This window comes from Marinobacter sp. MIT932201 (genome assembly GCF_047123295.1).
Taxonomy (GTDB): domain Bacteria; phylum Pseudomonadota; class Gammaproteobacteria; order Pseudomonadales; family Oleiphilaceae; genus Marinobacter; species Marinobacter salsuginis.
Genome location: NZ_CP138917.1, coordinates 4,135,023 through 4,160,675, shown reverse-complemented (window position 1 = coordinate 4,160,675; position 25,653 = coordinate 4,135,023). Strand labels below are relative to the sequence as shown.

The window sequence follows — 25,653 nt, the reverse complement described above, 5'->3', positions numbered from 1 at the left end:
TGCTTTCCAAAACCCTGCGGAGCCATGGATGGCGGAGCGGAGCCTACAGGGACGTATTCACGGCGTGTTTTGGAAAGCAAATCCGCACGGTGTGCGGTTGGCGAACACAAAAGCATAAAAATCTTAGGGAAGAGAACCATGGGACGGATGCAGATGGAACTGCACACCGGCATTGACCTGGCGGTAGCCCTGATCCAGCAGGACAACCTGCCGGACCTGCTGAAAACCGCCACAAAGCAGCTGGAAAAAGCCTTCGGGCTGACCCGCTGCTGGGCGCTCGAACTCGACCTCAGTGGCCGAACCCTGCACTGCAGCGATTTGGCAGAACACGGCGAATTCGACTGCGGCGACTTCAGCCACCCCTTTGCCCACGTGCTGCAAACCGGCAAAGCCCGTGAACTTACCCGTGCCGCCAGTTACCGCCTGGACCACGTCGGCTTCCAGGCCCTGTTCGAGGCCAGCGATCGGCCGCGCTCCCTGTGGCTCGAGCCCCTCACCGGCAATGATGGCCGAACCCTGGGAATACTTGTTCTGTGTCGAGACGAACCCGACTGGGACGGTATTACCGGCCAACCTCTGTATGGAGGCTTGCGGCAACTGCTCGTTCATCAATGGATTACCCAGCTTCAGAGCCGCGATCAGGTCTGGCAACGCCGCCTGCTCAAGCGGTCACTGGATCATCTGCACGACGCCGAAAGCGTTCGCACCCGCTGCGAACAACTGGCCCGAACCCTGGTCGGCAACTCACAGGCCATGACCAGCCTTCGGGCCCAGATCGTCCGGGCCGCCGGCAGTCAGCTATCCGTCCTGGTGCAGGGTGAAACCGGATGTGGCAAGGATGTGGTCGCCCGCGGTATCCATGAATTGTCCGACCGGGCCGAGGGCCCGATGGTGGTGGTCAACTGCGCCGCCATTCCGGATACCCTTCTGGAAAGCGAACTGTTCGGGCATACCCGAGGTGCGTTTTCAGGTGCCGACCAGGACAAACAGGGGCTTCTGGCGCAGGCCAACGGCGGCACCCTGTTCCTGGATGAGATCGGCGACATGCCCATGGCCCTGCAGTCGAAGCTGCTCCGGGTGTTGGAGAGCCGTCAGTTTCGCCCGCTCGGGGCCCGCAAGGAACAGCATTCGGATTTTCGCCTGGTAGCGGCCACTCACCAACCGCTCCAGACAGGTATCGAAGACGGTCGCTTCCGGCGGGATCTGTTTTACCGCCTGAGCCAGTTTCCGCTGAGGGTGACGCCCTTGCGGGAACGCCCCGACGACCTCGAATCTCTGAGCCGTCATTTCATTCGGCTGTATACCGAGCGTGAGGGTAGCGGGCCCATGGGAATTTCCAGCCACGCCCTGCACCTGCTGGCTGGATACGATTTTCCGGGCAATGTCCGTGAGCTGCGCAACATCATTGAACTGGCCTGTCTGCAGACCCCGGGCGGAGATGATATCCAGCCTGAAGTTCTGAGGATAAATGACCTGTTTGAAGAGTCATCAGATGGTTGGACCAGCGCACCATGGGATGTCGGAGACAGAAATCCCGTTGATCTGCCCGCAGTGGAAGACATCCGGGATCTTAAAGCCGCAGCACAGGCCTTTGAGGCGGCAATTATTCGTGAGCGTTTGCGCCAGTATGGTGGCAACCGGGCCCAGGCGGCGGAAAGCCTCGGTCTGCCAAAGCGGACCCTTGCCCATAAGTGTCTGAAGTATCAGGTGGCAGAGTCATGAGTCACCGCAACCTGCGATTAACCGGTCGAGTTGTCGGGGCATGGGCTCTGGCTTTTCTGGTCTCCCATGCCTGCGCTGGCCAGCTTGAAGATGCCCGGGCCTGTACCAGTGAGCCCCAGCGACTTGAACGGTTAGCCTGCTTTGACGAGGTCTTTGGCACTCCCCTGGCGGCAGCCGTCGTGGAATTCAACGCTCCGGATGCACGCCGATCCGAGCGATGGCGGCAGGCTTACGCCAGCCTTGATGGCAAGAATGCCGGTGCTGGCGTGCTCTACCGGGATACCGGAAAAGCCGCTGGCCAGCTGGTGACGGTTCCGGCTTTGGGGGTTCAACCTCCCAGGCCGCTGCTGGCTCTTCAGTGCCACAACAACATCACGGAACTGACGCTGATGCTGCCCAAGGCAATGGACCAGGAGCGGGTTCAACTGGGATTTGGCCGGGAACAGACTGTCTGGCGGGTGCGGGACAACGGTTTCGTACTCAGCGGCGGCCGGGGACTGCCAGCCATTCGTACCGTGAAAGCCATGATCAACCGCACAGAAGCCCGCATCGACTCGCCCAACAGCCGCGTTGACGGCCTGCTGTTTGATCTCTCGGGATACCGCCGGGCGATCGAACCGCTACGCGAGGCCTGTGGTTGGTAGATCCCGGGTGAACACAGTGATTCAGGACAGCAACATGCAGATCATTGAGCAACATCCCTACGTTGAACAGGTCGTCTCACCATTGCCCGGCGATTCCGGTGTCGGCGAGGCACTCGGAGACGATGCAACGCTCGAGTTTCTGGAAAACGAGATCATGAAGGTGGGCTCGCTGGCCCATAACGATATCGATTGGAGCAAGGTGGAAAGCGATGCGCTGACAATTCTTTCAGACCGAAGCAAGGATCTGAAAGTTTTGGGTTTTTTGCTGATCGCCCTGCAACGTGGAGGCGACGGGGAACGGTTCGCCCTGTCTCTGTACCTGCTGCACTGCGTCCTGGATGAGTGGTGGGAACAGGCCTGGCCGTATCCTGGGGACAAGGGCAAGCGGGCCCGCAAGATGATGTTCACCCAGATGCTTCAGCGCGCCGGCAAGGGTGTAGACGCCCTGGCGTTCGATGGCAGTGTTGGCGACGGTCGGGCTTTTTGCCTTGAACTTCTTGCCAGACTGGTGGACCAGGCCGATAGCCTGGAATTGCCGGGCGAGTCGCTGCAGGATCTCAGACGGGCGGTTGAAAAGCTGCCCAGGGTGAACGACGCCACGTCAGCCCCCGAACCCCGTCCATCGGCAGGGCAGCAGGCCAACCAGGATTCCGGTACGGAAACGCCAGAGCCTAAGCCCGCACAGCCAAAGCCTTCCCTGGGATCGCTCACCCTGGATCCCGGTGACGAAAGGGCAACCCGACAGAGTCTTCTGAAGGTTGCGGACATGCTTACCGAGGCAGAGCCGGATCAGCCTCTGGGATACCAGATTCGCCGTTACGCTATCTGGCAGAACATCGCTACGGTGCCACCGACACGGGACGGAAAGCGGACCGATCTTGCCGCCGTAAGTGCCGATCGTGTGGCCGATTATCGGGAAGCCCTGGAAAAATCAGCAGATCTGGCGTTGTGGCAGAAAATCGAGCAGAGCCTGTCGGTCAGTCCGTTCTGGCTCGACGGCCATTGGTTAAGTGCCCGGGTAGCCGGGGCCCTGGGCCACCATGCCTGTGCTGAAGCCATCCGTGTGTCTACAAAGGAGTTTGTTGAGCGTCTTGCCCAGTTGCCGGAGCTCACATTCAACAATGGCACCCCGTTCCTTTCCCGGGAGGCGGAAGAGTGGCTCTGGTCCGTGCCAGCGACCGGTGGTTCCGCCTGCGGCGCCAACGCCTGGGAGCAGACTTACGAGAAGGCCCGGGAGCTGGTCGCGCAAAAGGGACTGGCTGCCGCGATGCAACTCCTGGAAGAGGGGCTGGCGGAAGCGAGAGAGCCAAGAGACCGCTTTTACTGGCGCCTTGCCAGCGCCCGATTAATGAAAGACGCGGGCCTGAAATCACTGGCCACGCAGCAGGTTCAGGATCTGCAAACGCAGGTTCGTGGGCTGGCTCTCGAGGACTGGGAGCCCGCCCTGATCAGACAGCTTGAAAAGCTGGGCTGATCCCCGGAACACACCAAGGAATCACAGCAGGAATGGACACCATGTGGAGAAAAGCTTTACTCATCGGTCGCTGGCTTCTGCCATACCTAAAAAACGCAGCCCCGGTCACCCTGACACTGGGCGTTATTGCCTTGCTGGCTGCCACCTGGTGGCTGGGGCCGCGCTGGCAGGTGAATGGTGAGTTTCCATTGGCGGCCTGGCAGATGCGGGCCCTCGTTACCCTGGGCGTTGTCCTTGTGGTCGCGATGGTGTGGGGCATGGTGCTGGCGCGCCGTCTGCGCAAGGTGAATGTCAAACAGTCCGAGGCGCAGAAGGAACAGGAAGATCCGATACTGCCCATGGAGCGCAAGCAGCAGCGCCTGCTGGATCGACAACTGGCGGCCCTGAAGAGCAACCTTCCGGGCCGCAAAGGCATTTACCGGCTGCCCTGGTATCTGGTGATGGGGCTTGAAGATGCCGGCAAGACCAGCCTGATTCAACGCTCCGGACAGACCTACACGCTCACCAATGTCACCCGCAACAATCGGGGCGATCGCAATGCCTTCGGTTTTGACTGGTGGATCGGCGATGAAGGCGTGCTTATCGATCCGGATGGTGAACTGCTGAGCCAGAGTCAGGGTGAGGGCGCTGGCGCTGAGATCCAGCAGCGTCTTTGGAATCATTTCATTGCCTGGCTTGAGCGAAATCGCCCGCAACGTCCCCTGAATGGTGTGGTGTTGACGATCGATCTGGCCAGTTTGAGCGTTGCGGATCCTGACCAGAGGCGGGATCGGGCCATCCTTTTGCGTACGCGCTTGCGGGAGCTGATGGAGCAGATCGGCTCGCGCCTGCCTGTGTATGTCACCTTCACCAAGATGGACCTGCTCTACGGTTTCGGTCCGCTGGTGCGGACCCTGAGCAAGCAGGAGAAGGACCGGGCCCTCGGCTTTACCTTCAGCCTCGAAAATCAGATGGACAGTGACGATTGGCTGAGCCAATTCGTTGATCGATACACAGCCCTGGTTGAGCGGCTTACTGATCGCCTGCCGGATGTTCTGGCCAATACCCGGGATGCCGAGGAACGGGCAGCGGCCTATTCCTTCACCCGCCAGCTCGCCGGCCTGAAGCCTGTTCTGGAGCAGTTCCTGACTGACCTGCTGTCGGCAGATGTGTTTTCGACGCCAGCGATGGTGCGTGGCACCTTCTTCACGTCGGTGTTGCAGGAAGGCGTGCCGGAGGATGCCTTTGTCTCAGCCGCCGCCGCCAACTATCAGGTTGCCGAGCCCATTCAGCCGGCTCAACGGTCAGGGCAGTCCGCCAATCTGTTTACCCGTGAACTGTTTCCCAAGATCATCTACCCGGAGGCCGGCCTGGCCGGAGATAACCGGCGGGTGATTCAGTCCCGGCAACGCCGGCTGGCCGTGGCCGCCGTGGTGGCCATTTGTGCCGGTGCGGGTATGACCGCCGGCTGGCAGCATTTCTTTATCAGGAATGCAGAGGCCGCGACCGCTGTGGAAAACCGTGTTCAGGGATTCATCGATAACTGGCAGCCGGTGGGCTTTGAGCCGGACAACACCGGCCGGAACCTGCTCGGCCCGCTGGACGAACTTCGTGAGGCGACCCTGGCCTTTGGCGATCATCGCCGGAACTGGCCGTTGTTCAGTGATATGGGTCTGTACCGTGGCCACGAGGTGGGGCCGGAAGTGGAGAAGTCCTACCTGGATATGCTGGCCTACCAGTATTTGCCGGCGCTGATGTTCGGTGTGATGGCCGAGATGGGCCAGGCGCCGGACAATAGCACCGAGCGCCTGGAGCATCTGCGGGTGTTGCGCATGCTGTATGACGCCAGTGGTCGTCGGACCGATATTGTGACCCGATACATGCAGAACTACTGGCAGCAGGCGTTTCCCGGCCAGAGCGACCTGCAGCAGAGGCTCATGGGTCATTTGGACTATGCCATGGCGCATACCGATCTGGCGCGTCTCACCCAAGAGGGAGATGCGGTTGCAGTTATGACCCTGGCGCCGTTCCGCAGCAGTGTCCAATGGGCGCAGCATGAGCTTGGACGGGTTGCCACGCCAGAACGGGTCTACCGGGATCTGGAAATTGAAGCAGAACAGGAATTCCGGGCACCGTTGGAACTGGCCCGGGAATCCGGGCCGGCATTCAGCACGGTGTTCACCCGGGTAGATGGCTATGGCGAGCCGGTCGTATCTGACGGATCGGGGGAGGAAGACCCATTGACCATCCCCGCGTTGCTGACCCGGGAGGGGCTGGAAAAATGGTTCCTGCGTAAATCCGGCTCGGTTACGGAGCTGGCCCTTGTGGACGCCTGGGTTTTGGGTCGCAGGGACAACGTTGAATTCAGCAAGGCGGATGAAGCCAGACTGCTGGCCAGTTTGCAGACCCTCTATGCTGAGCACTACGCCGAGGCCTGGCGTACTGCCTTGAGCCGCATCGATATCCAGCGGTTTGAGGACCTGAACCACGGCGTACGCATTCTCGAGAGCCTGACCAGTGGCCACGAGCCTCTGGCAAGCCTCCTCGGGCAGGTTCGCCATAACACGCGTCTTGTGCCTTCCGCCGAAGTGGAGAGTGCCGCAGCCCGGGAGCTTCTGGAGCAGTCGCCCCATTTCCGCATGCTGCAGGATATTGAACGCCAGTTTGCGGAGCTCAACGATTTGACCCGGGATAATGGGGATCAGCCAACCGGACTTGAACAGATCATGCTGGTGGTCGGGGAGCTTCACGAGTACATGCGTAACATCCAGGAAGCGCCAGACAAGGGCAAGGCTGCACTGGCCGCTGCCCGGGCCCGTATGGGCCTGCAGGGTGCGGACCCGATCTTCACACTGCAGCGTATGGCCGATAATCAGCCCGAGCCCCTAAATCGGCTTTTGACCCGGTTGGCCACGGAAAGCTGGCGAGTGGTTCTGGACCAGGCGGTGGCGCAGCTGGAGCGTGAGTGGTATCGGGAAGTGTATCAGCCCTTCCAGCAGAATCTGGCCCGCCATTATCCGTTTAATCCGGACTCCGGGCGGGATGTTGCGCTGCAGGACTTCGAACGGTTTTTTGCCCCGGGCGGCGTATTGGACGCCTTCTATCAAGACAACCTGAAACTGTTCCTTGAGGATCATCCCGAACAGGTAGGCGATGCCCGACGAGCGGGACTGGTGCGCGGTGCGGTACTGACGTCATTGGAAAATGCCGACCGAATCAGAAGGGCCTACTTTACCCGGGGTGGCTCCCTGGATGTGGAGTTCTCGTTGGAACCGCTCAACCTCTCAGCCAACAAGCGCCGCAGCGTGGTTAACGTGGACGGCCAGTTGGTGGAATTCAGCCACGGGCCGCGCCAGAGCATTCCCCTGGTCTGGCCCAACACCCTGCGAGACTCTGTTGAGAGCCGTATTACTCTGGTGCCTGTCCAGGTGAACCGTTCACCCCGAAGCCTGTCGGAAAGCGGCCCCTGGGCTCTGTTCCGACTGCTCGATAAAGCCGACATTACCGGCGTGAGCAGCAGCGCGGTGGACGTACGGTTCCGGGTTGATGATGGGGATATGCGTTATCGCCTGCATGCGGCCAGCAATACCAACCCGTTCACACAGCCACTACTGGCGGGGTACCGCATACCCCGTAGCTTGTATTAAACTCTCGAATTAAATCAGGACCGCCCTGATGAGAGCAGGACGTTTTCATCAGGGCCGGGCCTTCGCACAGGATGGTGCGAAAGCCCGGACTTTTTTCTTCTTCAGGGACCGAAGACATGCCCCAGGCAAGCGGACTGCAATTCACCGCCACCATAGGCGAATTCCCCTCTGATCACTTTTCCGTTGTTGGCTTTGCGCTGACAGAACGACTGTCCGAGCTGTTTCAGGGACGTATTGACCTGGCCAGTACCGATCCATCTGTTGTCGCCTCGAATGTGCTGGAGCAACCGGTGGACCTGGTGGTCTGGCAGGATGGGGTACCACTGCGCCGTTTTACCGGTGTAGTCAGCGAATTCGCCCGTGGAGATTCCGGCCATCGACGTACCCGCTACGAACTGGTGTTTCGGCCACCGCCCTGGCGCCTGTCGCTGATGCACAACAGCCGTATTTTCCAGAACCGGGGCACGGATGAGATTGTGCGTACCCTGCTGGAGGAGCGTGGGATCGTCGATACCGTCTTCGACCTTAAACGCGGTCCTGAGGAGCGGGAATACTGCGTCCAGCACCGGGAAAGCGATCTGGCCTTTGTCGAACGCCTGGCTGCGGAGGAAGGCTGGCACTACCGCTACCAGCATGGTGGCCTGGATGGCCAGGAGCCACCTGCACTGATTTTTGCCGATCATCATCGCGATTCGCCCAGGCTTGAGGCTGCCCCATACAACGGAAAAGCAGGAGGGAGTGCCCGAAGGCCCTGTGTGTTCCGGTTTGCGTATCGGGAGCGGGTGCGCCCCGCTTCGGTCGCGATGAAGGATTACACCTTCAAAAACCCAGCTTACGCCCTGATGCATGAACAAGCTGGCGACCAGATCCTCCACCGGGCGGACTACCAGCACTACGACTACCCTGGCCGCTTTAAACAGGACGCCAGTGGTCGGCCGTTCACTGAAACCAGGCTTCAGGCCCTGCGCAGTGACGTCAGCACGGCCTTTGGTGAAAGCAATCGCCCGGATTTTGCACCTGGTGCCCGGGTGGCACTGACCGACCACGACAATGAAATCCTGAACCGCGACTGGCTGCTCACGGCGCTAACCCACACCGGCTCTCAACCTCAGGCCCTGGAAGAAGAGGGTGGCAGCGAACCGACACGCTACGGCAACCACTTTAGCGCCATCCCCGCAGACCGAAGCTGGCGGCCGCTGTGTGAGCACAAACCCCTGATGGACGGGCCCCAGATGGCCATGGTTACCGGCCCGGAAGGCGAAGAAATCCATTGTGACCAGTACGGACGGGTGAAAGTGAGGTTTCCCTGGGATCGCTATGGGGCCAACGATGAACACAGCAGTGCCTGGCTTCGAGTCAGCCAGGAGTGGGCCGGCGGCCAGTATGGATTCACCGCATTGCCGAGGATCGGTCATGAAGTAATCGTCTCCTTCCTGGACGGAGACCCGGACCAGCCCATCATCACCGGCCGAACCTGGCACGCCACCAACACGCCACCGTATGCGCTGCCGGAGCATAAAACCCGCACCACCCTGAAATCCAAAACCCACAAGGGCGAGGGCAGCAACGAGCTGCGGTTTGAAGACGAAGCCGGCGAAGAACAGATTTATGTTCACGCTCAGAAAGACCTTGCACTGCTCACGAGAAACAACCGCACTGAAGTCATCAAGAACGATAGCCATCTGACCGTGGCAAACGAACAGAGGGCTCACATCAAAGGCAATGACCACGCCAAGGTGGACGGTGAAAAACGGGAAAAAACCGCCAAAGACCGCAGTTTCAACGTCACTGGTACGTTGCACTTGAAAGCCGGCACCGCCTGGCTAACCGACTCGGGCAACGAACTGCACATCAAGGCCGGTCAGAAAGCCGTGATTGAGGCCGGCGCTGAAATCACTCTCAAGGCGGGTGGCAGCTTCGTGAAGATTGATCCCAGTGGCGTGGCCATGGGAGGCGCGGCGATCAAACTGAATGCTGGAGGTGCTCCGGGTAAGGGGAGTGGTCAGAAGGTGTTGGTGCCGGAGATGCCGGGGTTGGTGAGCGAGACTGGTGGGGTTGTGGCGCCGGTTGAAGTGGCGGAGGTGAGGCAGCGGCCAATGGCCGAACGAGTGGATCGCAACACGGTCCTGACAGCGGCTGCAGAGCGCGCACCAGCAACAAAAACCTGCCAGAAAAAACAGGATGGAAGCTGCGATGTCGACCATTGCCCCTGTGTTGCCTAGCCGCGAATGCCTGGATACCTTTCAGGAGGTCATTCGTGAGTTGCAGCTTCAGCCGAGTCAGCGTTGCCTTTTAATTGTTGATGCGGCCCAGTTTTCGGAGCATGAAATTACCAGTGCCTTGTATGCCGAATGCCATGATCCGGACTGGTGCTGGTTGTTTGAGAACAGTCCACTAGAACCCCTGGCAGATGCAGGGCCAATCGTCATTGATACGGTGGCTGACAGTGCTTTCTGTCGGCGTGCCCTGAAAAACTGGGCTGAAAAGGGGCTGCTGTTTCTGTTTACCGAAAGTGACATTGATAAAGCCGTTGCCAGTTTGCGCTCAGTGCTGAAGGTTGAACTGGAAACGGCTGGCCCCTGCCTTCTTAGACCTTACGACACCCGATTTCTTCAGGTGTTATCCGCCTGTCAGCCCGGGCAAATGGCGGAATTGATTACGGCCGAAAGTACCTGGATCTGGTCTGTCGATCTCCAGAACCGTGTGCAGTGGTCCGGTTTCGAGGCAACAGACTCGGCTCAACCGGCAAGAAACCATTACGGCCGGGATTTTGAGCGCCTGCTGAGTTGGGTCGCTGGCTGGCCTGCCTGTTTGCATTATGTAGCTGGGGATCGGCAGGCAGATGCCACAACGCTTACTCGTTTTATCGCCAATCAATGGCACTCGGGGTTGGCCTGGGACGATCAATCAGGCGAGCTTGAGGCGCAATGGATAGCGTTTCGCGAATCATCATGAAAGGGATTTCAAAGCATGTCAGCTGTTAAAGCGCCTTCGTGCGCCCCTTCAAAGACGTTCTGGCTGGAACTGACGGGGCAGCAATCACTTGCCAGTCACCAATACGTTCTGAGCGAAGTCAGAGAAGGCGGTAATGACGTTGTCACACCTCTTGAGGTCTGCCAGAAACACACGGGCCGCAAGGGGCCGATTCTCGCGGGCCATGTTGAACAACCTAAAAAACGCTCGCTGGTTCTTCGACTGACAGGGGACGAGACAATAAACGTGCCCATAATCGACGGGGAGTCTATCGGCCCTTACGCTCTGAAAGCTCCTCAGAGGCGTTACCAGGACAGTCTCATGGTGTCGCTTCATCCCACCCTTTTCTGCGATGCGGGAGAATTGACACATCCGCGGCCAATGAGTGGCTATGAGGAAGTCATCGGCGCACCGTTGCGAACCGGGTGGGTCTACGTGTTTTTCCGAGGTCGCCTCTGGCGGGAACTGTCGGTTGTCACCAGAGAGTCTGCAGCACCGGTTTTGCGGGATACCTCTGTTGAACAAGCTCGCGCAGTCTCACCTGAAGCGGCCAATGACCGAAAAGCAATTGGCCCTGAGTTGGACGTTATTCACGTGCCTGCTCGCCTGAATGGTGCAGATGTTTACAGCGAGGTTTATCTTGCGTTCAGCGAAACGCAGTGGTCATGGGAATACATTAGGGCGCTGGAGCGGGATGCCGGTCTGATTGCAACACGCTGCCGCTCCGCCAGGGCGATCCGGGCCTTTCTCGAGGGCCAGCCGAACCTGGACGGCGACTGGAAGCGTCTGGATGACATGCCGGCCATGCGAGCCCGTGACAGTGCGATAGAATCGGACGTTACCTTCCCGGGACAATGGTTACACGACGTTGGTGGCGTTAAGTTACAGCAGGCGCAAGAGGCGCTCACTGCGCAGCGTGATGCCATCGAAGCCGATGAGCCCGTGGTGGACGCAGACTACTTCATTGAAACGCCATCGCTCTATCCGCGCTGGCGCCAACTTCATTTGCAAAATGAGCCATTGCCGACAATACAGCCTGGCACCGATGTTTTCGGGCCGCTTCGGGATCGCCATCTGATCACATTACACCTCAGAGACACCCTACAGGGGGCCCGCCATCTGGCCCAGCAAATGAACGCCGCACTGGCGCTTATGCTGGCGCTGGTAGACAACGTCAAGAAACGCCCGTTTGGTGTCACTGCTGAGTTGTTCCACAACAACTTCCGCCGCGAAACTCTCCCCGATGGTTCAGCCAACCCTCTCTATTTTGACAGTGGTTGGTTTGACAACCGAATCGACGATAGTGAGGACGGTCGACTCAAGCGGACACTCTATGACGTCGAAAGAGCGGCTTTGCGGGAGTTTCTCTCAGAAGCTCAAGCCGCGTTATTGCGCTTGCTGAACGACGAGCGTCCGCAAAACCTGACTGCCACCCTGCGGGATCTGTTTGCGCTGGAATCGGGCAATGCGGCCGCGGGGTATGTCCAGACCGGGCCGTTGCTGCAGGTGCTCTCGTTGCCAGCGCACCGCGCCGACCCACTGGTCCTTCCGCAGGAAACGGGTGCGAACGGAAACGACGAAGCAGCCTCAACGGCTTTGAAGATTGCGACAGGCGAGCATCCTCTGGGTGTCATGTTACTGCCGTTCCAAAGCCGATCGGACGAATGCCGGGTTGGAGACGCGACCCTGCTCAATCTGAAATCCCTGATCGAGGCTCTCGAGGACCGCAGCCAGGATATGCGAGCGCTGGAACCCAATGTCCTGCGCAGCATGGCGGATCACCAGGCGCAAACCAGGGCGCCGGATGGTGAGGCGATAGCGGGCTTTGTTGGCCGTGGGACTTCGGCTTTCTCCAGCGTTGCCGGTGAAATTTCCCAGTGGTGGCTCACCCAGGTTCAAACTGAACTGACACTGCGGGGGGCAGCATTCACAGCTGACATCAATCGAATCAAGAGTGCCTTTGAAGGATTTGCCGAAGCAGCCATTCCCGGTAGAACCACGTTGCAGCTGGAAGGAGCGGACCAAGGGCGCACCTACATTGTTCTGGAGGTGCTGGACGAACAGGGGAATACACTGACCTCCGGGGCTGCAGTTGGTGCGGCATTGAAGGTGAGTGATGTCGACATGTTTGATGGTGTTGTAAAGCACCAACCGGTCAAGCGGTTTATGCATCAGGTGACGACGCATCCGGGGGGATTGCCTGGGGTATTGGTGGTTTTTGACCTTTGGAACTTGTGGAGAAGTGTTGAAGCACTGGATAACGTTAATACGCGTAATGTGACAGGTTTCTTGAGTGCCTTTGCAGACTTGGGAGTGAGCTCTGCGCAGTTGGCAGCGCTTGTGCCGCAGCGCTCTGCTCGGATCGCAGCTGAGATTAAAAACTTGAAAAGCGAAGCCAAGTGGTTCACCGCAATTACCAATACGGTCAATGTGGCAGATGAGACCGCAGAGGAAGTAACTCGCAGTAAGCTCCAGGCTTATGGCTGGGTGGCCGGTATGTTCACTGTTACCCTGATGGTTGTCGATTCGGTGTTCTCTTTCGTTAATGGGCGTCATGGCCTAGGGGTTGCACAGTTCGTTAAAGCTGGCGGCGTTGCCACTATGACCAGTTCAGATGTGATTGCCGCGCGTTTGTTGACACCCGCGGCGACTCGAGCAATGCGGCGTTCCACTATGCTAGCTGCACGAAATGCGCTAGGTCGTTTGATACCAGCAGCAGCTCGCTGGACGGGCACTGTTGCCTCTGGTTGGGTAACAGCCTTGGGCTTTGGGATTTATGTGATAGGTGAGGCCGTTTATTACCGGTTGAGTGATGACGCCGTGAGCCGATGGCTTCGCTCCGGCCCCTTTTCTGGCGATTCGGCGGATCAGAAGCCGACGCTTGAATCTGAAACCGTGGCTTACATTGAACTCATCAAAGCTATGACGCCGGTCTCATTTCAACGACTACCGACTGAAGGTTTAAACGACTGGCTTGATAACCATGGTCTGTCAAAATGGCAGAATGAAGCGGAAAGTATTCTGACTTTTGCTAGTCCTGCCCTAGCGATAACAGGTGAGCCTGCGGAAATTGAAATGGAACTCAGTTGGGAGCAAGAGCATTTCCGGATTGTGGGGAAGAATCCGGCGGGAGGCCTGATGAAGCTGCATCTTGGCAGTCGATCTGGTCGGATGATCAGCGGGATTGAACACGATTTCGACGAAAAGCGTAACGCTATCGACTTTATGATTGGTCGTACGCAATTGTCAGACTTGGTACTTGGTGGCCGACACGAAAGAATTGTTACGCATTATTCGGTGAAGCGTCTCTCTCTGATCTTCGACGTTGATGTCTGGCGGCGAGGAAGCGAAACCTACGAAAAGCAGCAAGTAGCCCATATCATGGAGGATCTCGACGTTGAGTGGCAACGCTAGTCAGTCACAAGAAATGAGCAGTTACAGCCAGTCAGCTTTTAGGTCGTTCAGAATCCCCCGCCAGAGACCGCTGGAGAATCCAGGTGGGTTTGTGAAGGCGCTTGAAGGGAGCGATCTAGTAGAGCGGCTGCCATGGGGGCAGTACAGCTATCTCAATATTCACGAGCGCCCTAAGTATGTCCAAGGCCTTCAAGAGAAAATTAGTAGTGGCAAAAAGCTACCTGAAAATCGGTCATGGACACATCAAAAAAAACCGAAAGACTTGATTAAGAGCCGCTGGCAGATGCTATTAATGCTAGCGGGTGGATTCGCTGATTCATCAATGTTCAAATTTTGGCTTTTTTGCGCAATTGCTACATTTTTGGTGGTTGTACTCAAGGCTGGCATTGTTGACGGACTGGTTCATGGCACTTTTCCGATCGTTGCCGTTGTGTGTCTCCATCTCTTCTTCCGCTACCCCTTCGCCTGGTTCCTACAGCGTAACCCGGACTTCATCGTCAAAGACCTGGGCTGCGGCTTCTTCCGCCCCACCGGCATGGTCAAATTCCGAACCTGGCGCGAGGAAACCTTTGAGGCGCCGTTTATCGAGTTCGATCCCTACATTTCCTACCACGTCCAGCCCAAAGGCCCTGTGAGCTACAAGCTACAGCTTCGTCATCGTTACAGCGGCTGGCAGACGGCGGTTGCCGAAGTGCACAGCACCCAGAAAGTGGAACTTTACGCCCATTGGGACGAACTGCAGCGCTACATGGATGTCAGCCAGCCTCTGCCAGACATTCCGGCCCTGGAACCCTACCGCCACCTGGATCCCACCACCGCCGAGTACGACGCGGCGGGCAAACGCCAACGCCCTGCCGACTACTGGGCTACTCTGGACCTGGAGCGGTGGGAGAAAGAGGGCTATCCCGCCCATATGGAAAAAATCCGGAATTTCCCATGGGACAGGCTGGAAGACCAGATGCAGTACAGCGTTCCGAATCTGAACGAGGCCGCGATGGTGTAGGTCTCAAAGATCTGGCTGATCGGCAAAGCAAAGTTGCCAGGCTTTACGCCAAAACTGGATTAAAACCGGGTTGAAACCATTTGCGAGGGTCGGTTTTGAGCCTTGAATTGACGGGAAATCGGTCGCTTTAAAGGCGATTGTTATGTTCTCTATGGAATGGTAGTTTGTGTATAGATGGTTGGAGGTATACACATAGGTGCGGCATGAGAACCAACATTGTTATTGATGATCAGTTAATGTCCGAGGCCCTTAAAGCCTCCGGCTGCGAAACCAAAAAAGAAGCCGTTGAGCAAGGTCTGAAACTCCTGGTTCAGCTCAGCAAGCAGCAGGAGATTCGGAAGCTGCGTGGCAAAATCAAGTGGGAAGGCGATCTGGATGAAATGCGGAGCGCCCGATGATACTGGTGGATACCAGCGTATGGATAGACTATTTCAAAGGCGTGAAAAACCCGCAAACTGACTTGCTGGATGCCTCGATAGTTCAGGGATCTGTCGCTATTGGAGACCTCATTTTTCTGGAAATCTTGCAAGGCATCCGCAACGACAGGCAATATCGCCAGACGAAACAAAGCCTCCTGGCGCTTGAGCAGTATGAGATGTTTGGCAAAGACATGGCAGCCAAATGCGCCGACAATTACCGAGCGCTTCGGAAAAAGGGCATCACAATTAGAAAGACTGCTGACGTGATTATCGCGACATTTTGCATAGAGAAGAAGCTGCCCCTACTGTTTCTTGATCGCGACTTCATCCCTTTCGTTGACCACCTTGGACTTCGGCCTGCCTTGAGAGGAACATAGCTCCTGGAGCTTCCCATTCCTGAAAACATCTCTAGTGGCGCCTTTTGTTCAGTGGCTGATGGAGCTAGCGGGCTCTGCGGTGATAAAAATTTGAGTTGCGTAGAAGTCCTTCGTTCGTGAAGGCACCATGGAAGCAATAAGTTGGAAAAGGATACCCTGTGAAAGGATTCGTAGTTTTAATGCTCCTCTGTTTCATCCCGGTTTCAGCTAACGCCGGCGTCTACAAATGGGTCGATGCCAACGGCCAGACCCATTTCGGAGACCGTCCCCCGGCCAAGGCGGCACCAAGTGAAGTCTCGGTGAAGGCCGCTCCGGCCAGTGTGGATGCGGGAGCACGGGAACGGCATCAGAAGATGACCGAGTTTCTGGAGCAACAGCAGGAAGAGCGTGAGGCCCGGCAGGCCGCTAGTGCCAAGGCAGAAGAGAAAGCGGAGAAGCAAGCAGAACTGTGCAGGAAGCTTCGGGCGCGCCTCAAGCACCTGGCCAGCGTCTCCACCTTTTACAACATCAACGATCAGGGCGAGCGGGTCTATGTGAATGAGGCCGAGAACACCCGCATTCGTGAGGATTTCAGGAAGAAGGTGAGAAGCACTTGCGGAAACGAATAACGCGGCGCTGATGATCGGGGCCGGAAAGGAAAGTCTGGCCTCTGCGGAAAAGGTAACTGAGTGCAAAGGAATTGCCATGCTGTTTCGATTGTTCAGCGCCGCGCTGCCGGTGCTGATTTCCCTTCTGTTTTGCCCCATTGCGGCAGCGAAACCGCCCGAGCTGACACTCGCCAACGTGTATGAAAAAGGCATGTCGCTGGATGGCTACTGGGTCAGTGAAAAGCTCGATGGGGTGCGCGCATACTGGACCGGCGAGCGGTTTCTTTCCCGTGGCGGTTATGAGTACCGGGCGCCAGGATGGTTCACCAAAGGGTTTCCGGATCACCCTCTGGACGGCGAGCTCTGGATGGGGCGTGGCCGTTTTGCCGAATTGTCGGGGGCGGTGCGTCGGGAAGTGCCAGATGACGACGATTGGCAGCGGATTCGGTTCATGGTGTTTGATCTTCCGGATAGGGAGGCAACTTTCGATCAACGCCTGGCACGGCTACGTGTATTAATTGAGGAGGTTGGATCACCGTACATGGCGCTGGTCGATCAACAACGGGCAAGCACCCATGAGAAGCTGATGCAGCGGCTGGATGAGGCGGTCGACGGCGGAGCAGAGGGGTTAATGCTGAGGCTGGGGGGCAGTGGTTACCGCAGCGGGCGCTCGAACGATCTGCTGAAAGTGAAACAGTACCAGGATGCCGAAGCAGTAGTGGTCCGTCACCTGCCGGGCCAGGGCAAATTCGAGGGGCTGATGGGGTCACTGCTGGTGGAACTGGAAGATGGCAGGCAATTCCGGATCGGTTCGGGGTTCACCGATGGAGAGAGAGCCTCGCCTCCTGACCCTGGAACCACGATCACGTTCAAGTACTATGGCCTCACAGCCACCGGTTTGCCTCGCTTTGCCAGCTTTCTTCGTATCCGGAACGATGAACCTGTGCGGTAATTGAGTGTGCAGGCGTTCTGCCCCTTGACGGGGATCAAGACCGACCACACCAGCGAGCCATACACTGGTGGGATCAGTGAATTTAATCTCATCCCCCACAGTCATGGAGACTGCACGAATGTCCCTGGAAAAGCACGATCTGATTCACGAACTGCCGGAATACAAAGAGGCCATCCACCTTCTGAAAACTAACAGCGCTCACTTCGCCAAGCTGTTTGATGAATATCATGAGCTGGATCATGAGGTGCATCGCATCGAAACGGGCGCTGAGAACACGTCCGACGACTATCTGGAAACGCTAAAAAAGAAACGGCTGAACCACAAGGATCAGTTGTTCGCAATGATACGTGAATACGAGGCCTCAACGGCCAGCTGAGTATCACGCCGCCTTCACGGAAACGTCTTACCGTCGTAACCCTCCTTGTGAACACTGGTGATGCAGTATCATTCATTTCACAAGGAGCTGGTTATGAAGTTACGCACGATCCTCGGGCTGTCGCTCTGCTCGGCCGCCCTCTCTGTGGCGCAGGCCGCGCCGGGTAAGTCCCATCCTGAATCCTGGGTGCCGCCCGGTCTGGACGACTGGAAAGATGTGCCTGCCCAATCCTGGCATAAGCGCGCGGCGGACAAGCAGCCGATCCACCTGGGGCCTCGGCCGTTCTGGCTGGTCGATAATATGGATGAGGGCCCCTTGAAGGAGCGCCTGCAGTCCTGCAATACCCGCCATCTAAAGCGCTCGGATTTTTCTATCGGCCACCGTGGCGCCCCTCTGCAGTTTCCCGAGCACACCAAGGAGTCTTACGTTGCTGCAGCGCAGATGGGCGCGGGGATTGTGGAGTGTGATGTGGCATTCACCAAGGACCGTGAACTGGTTTGCCGGCACGCCCAGAACGACCTGCACACCACAACGAACATCGTCGCGGTCCCGGAGCTGAACGCCAAGTGCACCCAGCCGTTTGTACCGGCCGATCCGGCATCGGGCACACCGGCCCGTGCCGAGTGCCGAACCAGTGATATTACCCTCGCAGAGTTCAAGTCCCTGAAGGGCAAGATGGACGCCTATAACCCCATGGCAACCACGCCGGAGGAGTATCTTGCTGGCACGGCCGACTGGCGTACAGACCTCTATGCCAGTCGTGGCACGTTGATGACCCATAAAGAGAGCATCGAGCTTTTCAAGGCTCTGGGCGTCAAGTTCACCCCGGAGCTGAAAACCCCGGTGGTGGATATGCCGTTTGAGGGTGACTATAGCCAGCAGGACTATGCCCGCCAGATGATCCAGGATTACATCGATGCGGGCGTCAGGCCGAGGGATGTATGGCCCCAGTCATTCAATCTGGACGATGTGCTGTTCTGGGTAGACGAGACACCCCGCTTTGGCCGGCAGGCGGTGTTCCTCGATCAGTCGGCCCCTACGCCGGAAAACACCTCGCTAGCCTACACGGAAAGCCTGAAGGCACAAGGCGTGAATATCCTGGCTCCGGCCCTCTGGACGATGCTGACGCTTGATAGCTATGGTGCGATTGTTCCGTCAGAGTACGCCGAAAATGCCCGTACCGCGGGTCTGGACCTGATCGCCTGGACGGTTGAGCGCAGCGGCCCACTGGAAAACGGAGGCGGCTGGTATTACCAGACAGTGACCGATGCCATTAACAACGACGGCGATATGCTGACCGTGATTGATGTTCTGGCCCGTGAGGTGGGTGTGATTGGTATTTTCTCGGACTGGCCGGCAACCACTACGTTCTATGCCAACTGCATGGGGCTGGCCAGGCACTGAGGCTAAACAGGCGCAGCAACATGCTGCGCCTTTTCACAACTATTGAACGTTTTCCAGTTCACCAAACCGGTCGGCGAACAGTGCCGAAGACAGGTAACGCTCCGCCGTATCCGGCAGCACCACCACAATATTCTTACCCTGGTATTCCGGCTGCTTGCTGATTCGAACTGCAGCCACCACCGCCGCGCCGCAGGAAATGCCGCAGAGAATGCCCTCTTCCTGCATCAGTCGATGGGCCATGTCCATGGCGTCTTCATTGGTGACAGTCTCCACCTGATCGACCATTTCCAGGTCCAGGTTCTTGGGTACGAAGCCAGCCCCGATGCCCTGAATCTTGTGAGGGGATGGTTTGGGGTCCTCACCGTTCATCACCTGCGTAATCACGGGCGAGTCGGCGGGTTCGACGGCAATGGTGGCAATCTTCTTGCCCTTGGTGCCTTTGATGTAGCGGGAAACACCGGTCAGTGTGCCGCCAGTGCCAACCCCGGCCACAAAGACATCGACCTCACCATCCGTGTCGTTCCAGATTTCCGGGCCGGTGGTGTCCTCGTGAATTCGGGGATTGGCCGGGTTCTGGAACTGCTGAGGCAGAAAATGATTGTCTGGATCGCTGGCAAAGATTTCTTCAGCCTTGGCGATGGCGCCCGGCATACCTTTGGCTGGTTCGGTCAGTACCAGCTCTGCACCGAGTGCTTTGAGCACCTTGCGACGCTCCAGGCTCATGGAAGCGGGCATGGTCAGGATCAGTTTATAGCCCCTGGCGGCTGCCACGTAGGCCAGGGCGATGCCCGTGTTTCCACTGGTGGGCTCCACGATGGTCATACCGGGTTTCAGGGTGCCGCGTTTTTCGGCGTCCCAGATCATGGCTGAGCCAATCCGGCATTTGACCGAATAGGCCGGGTTGCGGCCCTCGATCTTGGCCCAGATGGTGGCGCCATCGTTGACGCGGTTCAGTCTGACCAACGGGGTGTTGCCGATGGACAGGGAGTTGTCCTCGTAAATACGTGCCATGGTGTTCTCCTTGTAGCTTTGTTTTTATTCTAGTCTAGCACCACTCAGGAGCCCACCGAACGAGCTTCGAGGCGGTTGCGGCCATTCTGTTTGGCCTGATAGAGCGCCTGGTCAGCCTGCCGCAGAAATTCCGCTGGCGAGTCGTCGGGTCCGGGAATGCCTGTGGCGAGGCCAATGCTGATGGTCAGGTTGACTTCGTGTTCGCCGCACACCGAGCAGCTTTTCTGTACGGCCTTGCGGAAAGTCTCGAGGCGATTCCTGATCTCGTTCCTGTCTTCGTAGCTGGCAAAAATAACAAACTCTTCACCACCGAAGCGGGAGAGCCTGTCGGTTTCGCGGCGGAAGTGTTCACGCATCAGGCCAGCCAGTGTTTGCAGGCAGACATCCCCCGCCTCGTGGCCGTAATTATCGTTGATCATCTTGAAATGGTCGGCGTCCACCATCGCGACAGCAAAGCCCGAACCGTGGCGCTGGCACCATTGGAAACTCTTGCGGAATTCCTGGTCGAAATAGCTTCGGTTGCCCAGCTTGGTCAAGTCGTCGGTAACGCTCAGCCGGGCGAGGGTTTCGTTGGCGTGGGACAGATCCCTGTTTAGCCGACCGAGTTTTCGGTTCCAGAAGACAAGAAGGCCAGCTATGAGTATCGCGGCGATGGATAAACGCCAGATCAGCGTGTAGTCCACGGATTCCTCAATCTGAATATTGCGCCATTGCCGTTCGAGATTTTTCCGCTCTTCAGAAGTCAGGCTGGATACCAGCTTTTGCATGATGCCAAAAACCACGGGCTCCTCTTTGCGAGTAGCTACCGACAGTGACCAGTCTGCCGGAATACGGCCGATGACTTTCAAGTCGGCAAGCCCGAGTTCCTGCATGTAATAGCTGGCGGTTGCCAGTGTTGTAATGTACCCATCCAACTCGTTGCTCTGTAATTTACGCAGACCTGCCTGCTCGTTGGCGACTTCAACCAGGTTCATTGAGGGGTAGCGGCTTCGCAGAAGTTCTTCAAAGGCGTAACCCTCAACAATGCCGATTCGCTGGCCTCGCAGATCGCCAACACGTTCGATAAACGGAGCCTCAATCCGCCCAAGGACAACCGTGGGCACCTCAAGATAGGGGTCGGTAAAGTTCAGGTAATCCAGCCGCTCTGGCGTTTGCATCGCCATCGTGAAGATATCGCACTCGCCCCTCTTCATGCTGAGAATGGATTCTGTCCAGGTGTCGGTGCGAACCAGTTCGAATTGAATGGGCGTCCGTTTTGAAAACAAGCGGACTACTTCCGCCGATAACCCGGCATGCTTACCCTCTGCATCAAGGCCTTCAAGTGGAAACCAATCCGGATCGATGCAGGTGTTGATCTGGTGGTTGTGGGACTCGAGCCAGGCCAGCTCTGCAGCATTCAGGGTCACTTCTCCCGTTGCCTGCACTTCCAGGTCGACACTGGCACCCAGCCAGCGGGTTTCAATGGCGTGCATCTCTTCCGGGGTGATTGCTGACAATGCCTGATTCAGGGTGTCCACCAACGGTGCCAGACCAGGTCTGACACCGAACCTCAGATCCTCCCCGCTCTGGCCGTCGATGATTAGCTCGCCGGCGATTCTCACGCCTGTTATGCCCATCTCACGCACCCAGAAGTTGCCGTTGGGCAGGGCCGCGAGCACCACATCCACCTCATCTCTCGCAAGTGCCTGGAACATGGTGTCCTGGGTGGTAAAGATCCTCGCATTCTCACCGAGTGCATTGCGCACCGGTTCTTCGTAGTAGATGCCAGAGCCCAGAGCCACGCGCTGGCTCTTCAGGTCTTCAAGGCTGTTGATTCTCAGGGCAGGGTCCCGGGTAAACGCCACGTTGGGAATCGTATGGTAGGGCTGGGTAAATCGGGTAAATGCCTCGCGCTCGGGTCGGTATGACATGTTGGCCAATACATCGATTTCCCCGTCTCTGAACAGCGGGAGCAGTTCGATCCATTGGCCTTCCACAGGGATGATCTGCAACCCGGTCAGGTCTGATATTCGGCCGAGCACATCAACGCTCAACCCGTGAATCCGGGTTGCGCTCTCGAAGCTGTAGGGCGCGTAGTCCCGCATCAGGCCAACGCGAACGGGGCCGGTCTCGGCGATAAACTCGCGTTGCCTTGGCGTCAGGGTAAAGCTGACGCCGTTGGAAAGGCTATTTCCGCCCAGTTCCTGCCAACGGTTGAGCAGCTCGTTGATGCGCTCGACTGGAATCCGCTCCAGGCCCTCAGTGATTCTCTGGTAAAGGCCCTCATTGGATTTGAGTACGCCAATGCGAAAATCCTCGGTTGCCAGATCTCCAAGGGGGGCGGTCCCAGCGATTTCAAGAAAACCAAAGCCGGCCTGGTTGGCATAATATTGAAGGGTCAGTCTTGGGCCGATAATGACATCAACCCAGCCAAACGCGAGGGCACGAATCATGCTGTGAACAGAATCGTAGCTGGTAATGGACAGCCCGTGTTCCTCAAGAGCGTCACGGTAATAGACATCGCGTACGACGCCTACACGCCTGTTTTCGAGGTCCGCCAGCGAGCTTATCTGCCCCATCGGCTCCTGGCTGTTATGCATCAGATAGGTCTGGCGCAGATGATAGGGCTCGGTGAACAGGATTTTTTCCGAGCGTTCGGCACTGAAAGAAATGCCATCAATAACATCCAGCTCACCGCGCAGAAACGCATCGTAGATTTCCGGCCAGCTGCCGGCCCGGAACCGGAAGTTCAGGCCCGACTGTCGGGCCACCTCCCTGAGAACATCCACAGAAAAGCCGGAGGCGCCGGGGCCATCATCGAACGAGTAGGGTTTGTTGTCGCCAACGATACCGACGGTAATGGTCTCGTCGGGCTGCTCGGAAAACGCCAATGGGGCTGTCAGCAAAAGATAAAAGCCCCAGAGAAATGCAGCGGCCACCCTCCAGCATCCGCTATTTTTGTGAGTCGCGCGAGTTTTCATCGGCAGGCCGGCGTTCCTTTACAGCTTCTTTTTTAGTGTAGCTGTAAGCGGCCCGATTGAACATTATTCAGGCGCTGACCGAGCGACCGGTGTAATCGGAGAAGTCGGGCTTTTTCGGCTGGTGCTGGTCGTCGGTCATGTAGGCTGAGGTCAGAATGAATTCGGCCGTTGCCCGGTTGCAGGCCACCGGGATGTTCCACAGCGCGGCAATCCGCAGCAGGGCCTTGATATCCGGGTCGTGGGGTTGGGGTTCGAGTGGATCCCAGAAGAACACCAGCAGGTCGATTTCGCCCTCGGCAATTTTTGCGCCGATTTGCTGGTCGCCGCCCAGGGGTCCACTGAGCAGGCAATGGATGTCATCCCGCTCCAGGTTGTCCCGTAGCAGCCGTCCGGTGGTGCCGGTGGCGTAGAGTTTTAGTGGGGCAAAGCGGGTGCGGTTTTCGGCAACCCAGTCCACCAGTTCCTTTTTCTTGTTGTCGTGTGCCACCAAAGCGACGGATTTTACGGCCATTTGGGGTAAAGTCTCCTGTTATCAAGGTTTTTTCAGGGTCAGTGTTTCACAGGCTGGCCCAGGACGGAATAGGAAAGAGGTTTATGTCTGCGAATGCACCCTTTGACTGGCAATCCACTCCGGCGGCGGTCTGGCGTCGCCATCGTTCAGGGCTTCGTGCCATCCGCCGACTCGATCCGGTGCAATGGCAGGACCTGAAGGGTATCGACCGGCAACAACAAGCCCTGGCCCGCAATACCGAGCGCTTTCTTGCTGGTGAACCCTCCAACAACGCCTTGCTCTGGGGCTCCCGGGGCACGGGTAAGTCGTCCCTGATCAAGGCATTGCTGAATCGATATAAGGAGCGCGGGCTCCGGATGATTGAGGTGGACAAGGACGATCTGGTCAATCTGCCAGAGATTGTTGACGACATTTGCGATCTGCCGTTCCGATTCGTGATTTTCTGCGACGATCTGTCGTTCGACGTGGGCGAGTCCAGCTATAAGGCCCTGAAAAGTGTGCTTGAGGGTTCCCTGGAACTGCCGCCGGAGAACGTGCGGGTATATGCCACCTCCAACCGCCGGCACCTGATGCCGGAGTTCATGTCTGACAACCTCAAGAGCGAGATGCGGGACGGGGAGCTGCACCCGGCGGAGGCCATCGAAGAGCAGGTCTCGCTGGCGGACCGCTTCGGTCTGCAGCTATCATTCTATGCCTTCTCGCAGGACGTCTTCCTACAGGCCGTGGATGCACTTTTCCCGCAATTTGATGACCGTGAAGGCCTGCACCGGGAGGCCATTCGCTTCGCCACCGCCAAGGGCGTGCGCAACGGCCGAACGGCCCAGCAGTTCTACCGGCAGTTTGCCGGCGAGCGGGAGCTGGGCAAACTGAAGTAGCTACTGCCGTTTTGCCATCTTGATAAAGTGGTGGTGGACCACACGAACCCCGAGAAACACCAGGGTCATCACCACCGGAATGGCGATGCCGAGAACCAAGGTTTTGTTGAAGGCCACGCCAGCTTCATAAACCGAATCCAGCCCGAATTTCAGCAGGCCAATCAGGTAATAGGTAATGGCCACCACGGAGAAACCTTCCACCGTGTGCTGCATCATCAGCTGAATTTTGGAGCGCCGGTCCATGGAGCTGAGCAGTTGCTGGTTCTGGCTCTGGATGGCCAGTTCCACCCGGGTGCGCATCATGTCTGACGCCCGGTCGATCCGGCGTGACAGATCTTCCAGCCGCTCACTGACCGCCTCGCAGGTTTTCACCGCCGGTGTCAGCCGGCGGGTCATGAATTCGGTCAGGGTCAGGTGGCCTGAAAGTTCGTCTTCCCGCAGTTCTTCCAGGCGGGTCAGTACCAGCTGATGGTAAGCTCTGGTGGCGGAAAACCGGAACGTGGAGTGGGCTCGGAAGGCCTCGATACGGGCCGCGATGTTGGTCAGCTGGGCCAGGAGCTTTTCTTCATCCACCGTTTCGTTTTCGGCCAGTGATCGGGTAATCACTGCCAGTTTCTCGTCCATATCGTTCAGGGATGGCGTGATTTCCCGGGCAACCGGTAGCGCCAGCAGTGACATCAGGCGGTAAGTTTCAATTTCCATCAGGCGCTGGGTCAGGCGTCCCAGCTGGCTGTCTGACATGTGGTGGTTCATCACCATAAAGCGGCCAAAACCGTCACTATGCAGCCGAAAGGTGCCCCACACGCGGGCGGCGCCTTCCTGGGGGCTGGAGCCGACCAGTCGCATGCCTTCGAAGTGCTTGCGGACATAATCCAGGTCGCCTTCGGTGCCATCAGCGGCGGGCCGGACTTCCAGATGGAAGGCAGCAATCACTGTGCCGGTCAGCTGTTCCAGCCAACCTGCCGGCAGCGGCGTAATACCCGTCTCGGTAAATGGTGCTTCATCGCCCGCGTCCAGATTGATGAAGGTGTAAGACGCAAACTCCATGTGCATCTCGCGCCGAACCCGCAAAGAACCAAAGGTGTGCTCGAAGCAGCCCACTTCTTTTTCGGGCACCGGGTGCCCCATCAGCCGATGGAGCTCCTGCAGATGCCGGAATTGCTGTTCCCGCTGCTCGGGCGTGGTCAACACCGCCATCTGGGTGACCCGCGCCGGTGTCGGCAACACCTGGAACGGTCGTGAATGGAGCTCGTTGTAGAGATCGTTCCGAAGCGGGTGGATATCAAGGGAGTCCAGGCGTGCGCTCACGGCGGGCAGTTCCTGTT

The 25,653-nt window shown here is 57.8% G+C and carries 19 protein-coding genes; 15 read left to right on the top strand and 4 right to left on the bottom strand.

Annotated elements, in window-relative coordinates; genetic code table 11:
• The first annotated feature begins 147 nt into the window (after nt 1-147).
• The 14 genes from SIC15_RS19085 to SIC15_RS19020 all read left to right on the top strand — a co-directional run bounded on the left by SIC15_RS19085 (nt 148) and on the right by SIC15_RS19020 (nt 18,971).
• Entirely contained in the window at nt 148-1,722 is a 1,575-nt protein-coding gene (locus SIC15_RS19085) for a sigma 54-interacting transcriptional regulator (RefSeq protein WP_412537636.1), read from the top strand.
• On the top strand, nt 1,719-2,366 hold the full coding sequence (gene vasI / locus SIC15_RS19080; RefSeq protein WP_222465615.1) for a type VI secretion system-associated protein VasI: 648 nt from the start codon (nt 1,719-1,721) through the stop codon (nt 2,364-2,366). The genes SIC15_RS19085 and vasI overlap by 4 nt, the downstream gene beginning before the upstream one ends.
• A 34-nt stretch (nt 2,367-2,400) precedes the next feature.
• A complete protein-coding gene (gene tssA / locus SIC15_RS19075) occupies nt 2,401-3,840 on the top strand; it encodes a type VI secretion system protein TssA (protein WP_412536702.1) in 1,440 nt (479 codons plus the stop codon).
• Between the two features lie 32 nt (nt 3,841-3,872).
• Nucleotides 3,873-7,466: a type VI secretion system membrane subunit TssM gene (gene tssM, locus SIC15_RS19070; protein WP_412536701.1), complete on the top strand. Its 3,594-nt coding sequence runs from the start codon at nt 3,873-3,875 to the stop codon at nt 7,464-7,466.
• 116 nt (nt 7,467-7,582) lie between these two features.
• Nucleotides 7,583-9,688, top strand: a complete 2,106-nt coding sequence (locus tag SIC15_RS19065) for a type VI secretion system Vgr family protein (protein ID WP_412536700.1) — start codon at nt 7,583-7,585, stop codon at nt 9,686-9,688.
• A complete protein-coding gene (locus tag SIC15_RS19060) occupies nt 9,660-10,421 on the top strand; it encodes a DUF4123 domain-containing protein (RefSeq protein ID WP_412536699.1) in 762 nt (253 codons plus the stop codon). Before SIC15_RS19065 ends, SIC15_RS19060 begins: the two co-directional genes overlap by 29 nt.
• Before the next feature lie 15 nt (nt 10,422-10,436).
• Nucleotides 10,437-13,853, top strand: a complete 3,417-nt coding sequence (locus SIC15_RS19055; RefSeq protein WP_412536698.1) for a hypothetical protein — start codon at nt 10,437-10,439, stop codon at nt 13,851-13,853.
• Between the two features lie 364 nt (nt 13,854-14,217).
• A complete protein-coding gene (locus tag SIC15_RS19050; RefSeq protein ID WP_412536697.1) occupies nt 14,218-14,856 on the top strand; it encodes a hypothetical protein in 639 nt (212 codons plus the stop codon).
• A 203-nt stretch (nt 14,857-15,059) separates the two neighbouring features.
• Entirely contained in the window at nt 15,060-15,254 is a 195-nt protein-coding gene (locus SIC15_RS19045; RefSeq protein WP_412536696.1) for a type II toxin-antitoxin system VapB family antitoxin, read from the top strand.
• Entirely contained in the window at nt 15,251-15,652 is a 402-nt protein-coding gene (locus SIC15_RS19040; RefSeq protein WP_412536695.1) for a PIN domain nuclease, read from the top strand. The genes SIC15_RS19045 and SIC15_RS19040 overlap by 4 nt, the downstream gene beginning before the upstream one ends.
• Nucleotides 15,653-15,831: 179 nt before the next feature.
• Nucleotides 15,832-16,260, top strand: coding sequence for a DUF4124 domain-containing protein (locus tag SIC15_RS19035; RefSeq protein ID WP_412536694.1), 429 nt, complete (start codon nt 15,832-15,834; stop codon nt 16,258-16,260).
• A gap of 76 nt (nt 16,261-16,336) precedes the next feature.
• On the top strand, nt 16,337-17,191 hold the full coding sequence (locus SIC15_RS19030; protein WP_412536693.1) for a DNA ligase: 855 nt from the start codon (nt 16,337-16,339) through the stop codon (nt 17,189-17,191).
• A gap of 118 nt (nt 17,192-17,309) precedes the next feature.
• Nucleotides 17,310-17,567: a YdcH family protein gene (locus SIC15_RS19025; protein WP_069182247.1), complete on the top strand. Its 258-nt coding sequence runs from the start codon at nt 17,310-17,312 to the stop codon at nt 17,565-17,567.
• 93 nt (nt 17,568-17,660) lie between these two features.
• Nucleotides 17,661-18,971, top strand: a complete 1,311-nt coding sequence (locus SIC15_RS19020) for a glycerophosphodiester phosphodiesterase family protein (protein ID WP_412536692.1) — start codon at nt 17,661-17,663, stop codon at nt 18,969-18,971.
• A 39-nt stretch (nt 18,972-19,010) separates the two neighbouring features.
• Here SIC15_RS19020 and cysK read toward each other — a convergent pair whose 3' ends face one another.
• The 3 genes from cysK to SIC15_RS19005 form a co-directional block, all read right to left on the bottom strand.
• Nucleotides 19,011-19,982 carry a cysteine synthase A gene (gene cysK / locus SIC15_RS19015; protein ID WP_069182244.1) on the bottom strand — a complete coding sequence of 324 codons (972 nt, stop codon included), beginning with the start codon at nt 19,980-19,982 and terminating at the stop codon, nt 19,011-19,013.
• A 44-nt stretch (nt 19,983-20,026) separates the two neighbouring features.
• On the bottom strand, nt 20,027-22,900 hold the full coding sequence (locus SIC15_RS19010) for a transporter substrate-binding domain-containing protein (protein ID WP_412536691.1): 2,874 nt from the start codon (nt 22,898-22,900) through the stop codon (nt 20,027-20,029).
• 109 nt (nt 22,901-23,009) lie between these two features.
• Nucleotides 23,010-23,453, bottom strand: a complete 444-nt coding sequence (locus tag SIC15_RS19005) for a methylglyoxal synthase (RefSeq protein WP_104321209.1) — start codon at nt 23,451-23,453, stop codon at nt 23,010-23,012.
• An 83-nt stretch (nt 23,454-23,536) separates the two neighbouring features.
• Here SIC15_RS19005 and SIC15_RS19000 point away from each other — a divergent pair, with 83 nt between their 5' ends.
• Nucleotides 23,537-24,328 carry an ATP-binding protein gene (locus SIC15_RS19000; RefSeq protein WP_291904606.1) on the top strand — a complete coding sequence of 264 codons (792 nt, stop codon included), beginning with the start codon at nt 23,537-23,539 and terminating at the stop codon, nt 24,326-24,328.
• Here SIC15_RS19000 and SIC15_RS18995 read toward each other — a convergent pair whose 3' ends face one another.
• Nucleotides 24,329-25,636 carry a DUF3422 family protein gene (locus SIC15_RS18995; RefSeq protein WP_069182241.1) on the bottom strand — a complete coding sequence of 436 codons (1,308 nt, stop codon included), beginning with the start codon at nt 25,634-25,636 and terminating at the stop codon, nt 24,329-24,331. It abuts the gene before it with no gap.
• Nucleotides 25,637-25,653: the final 17 nt, after the last annotated feature.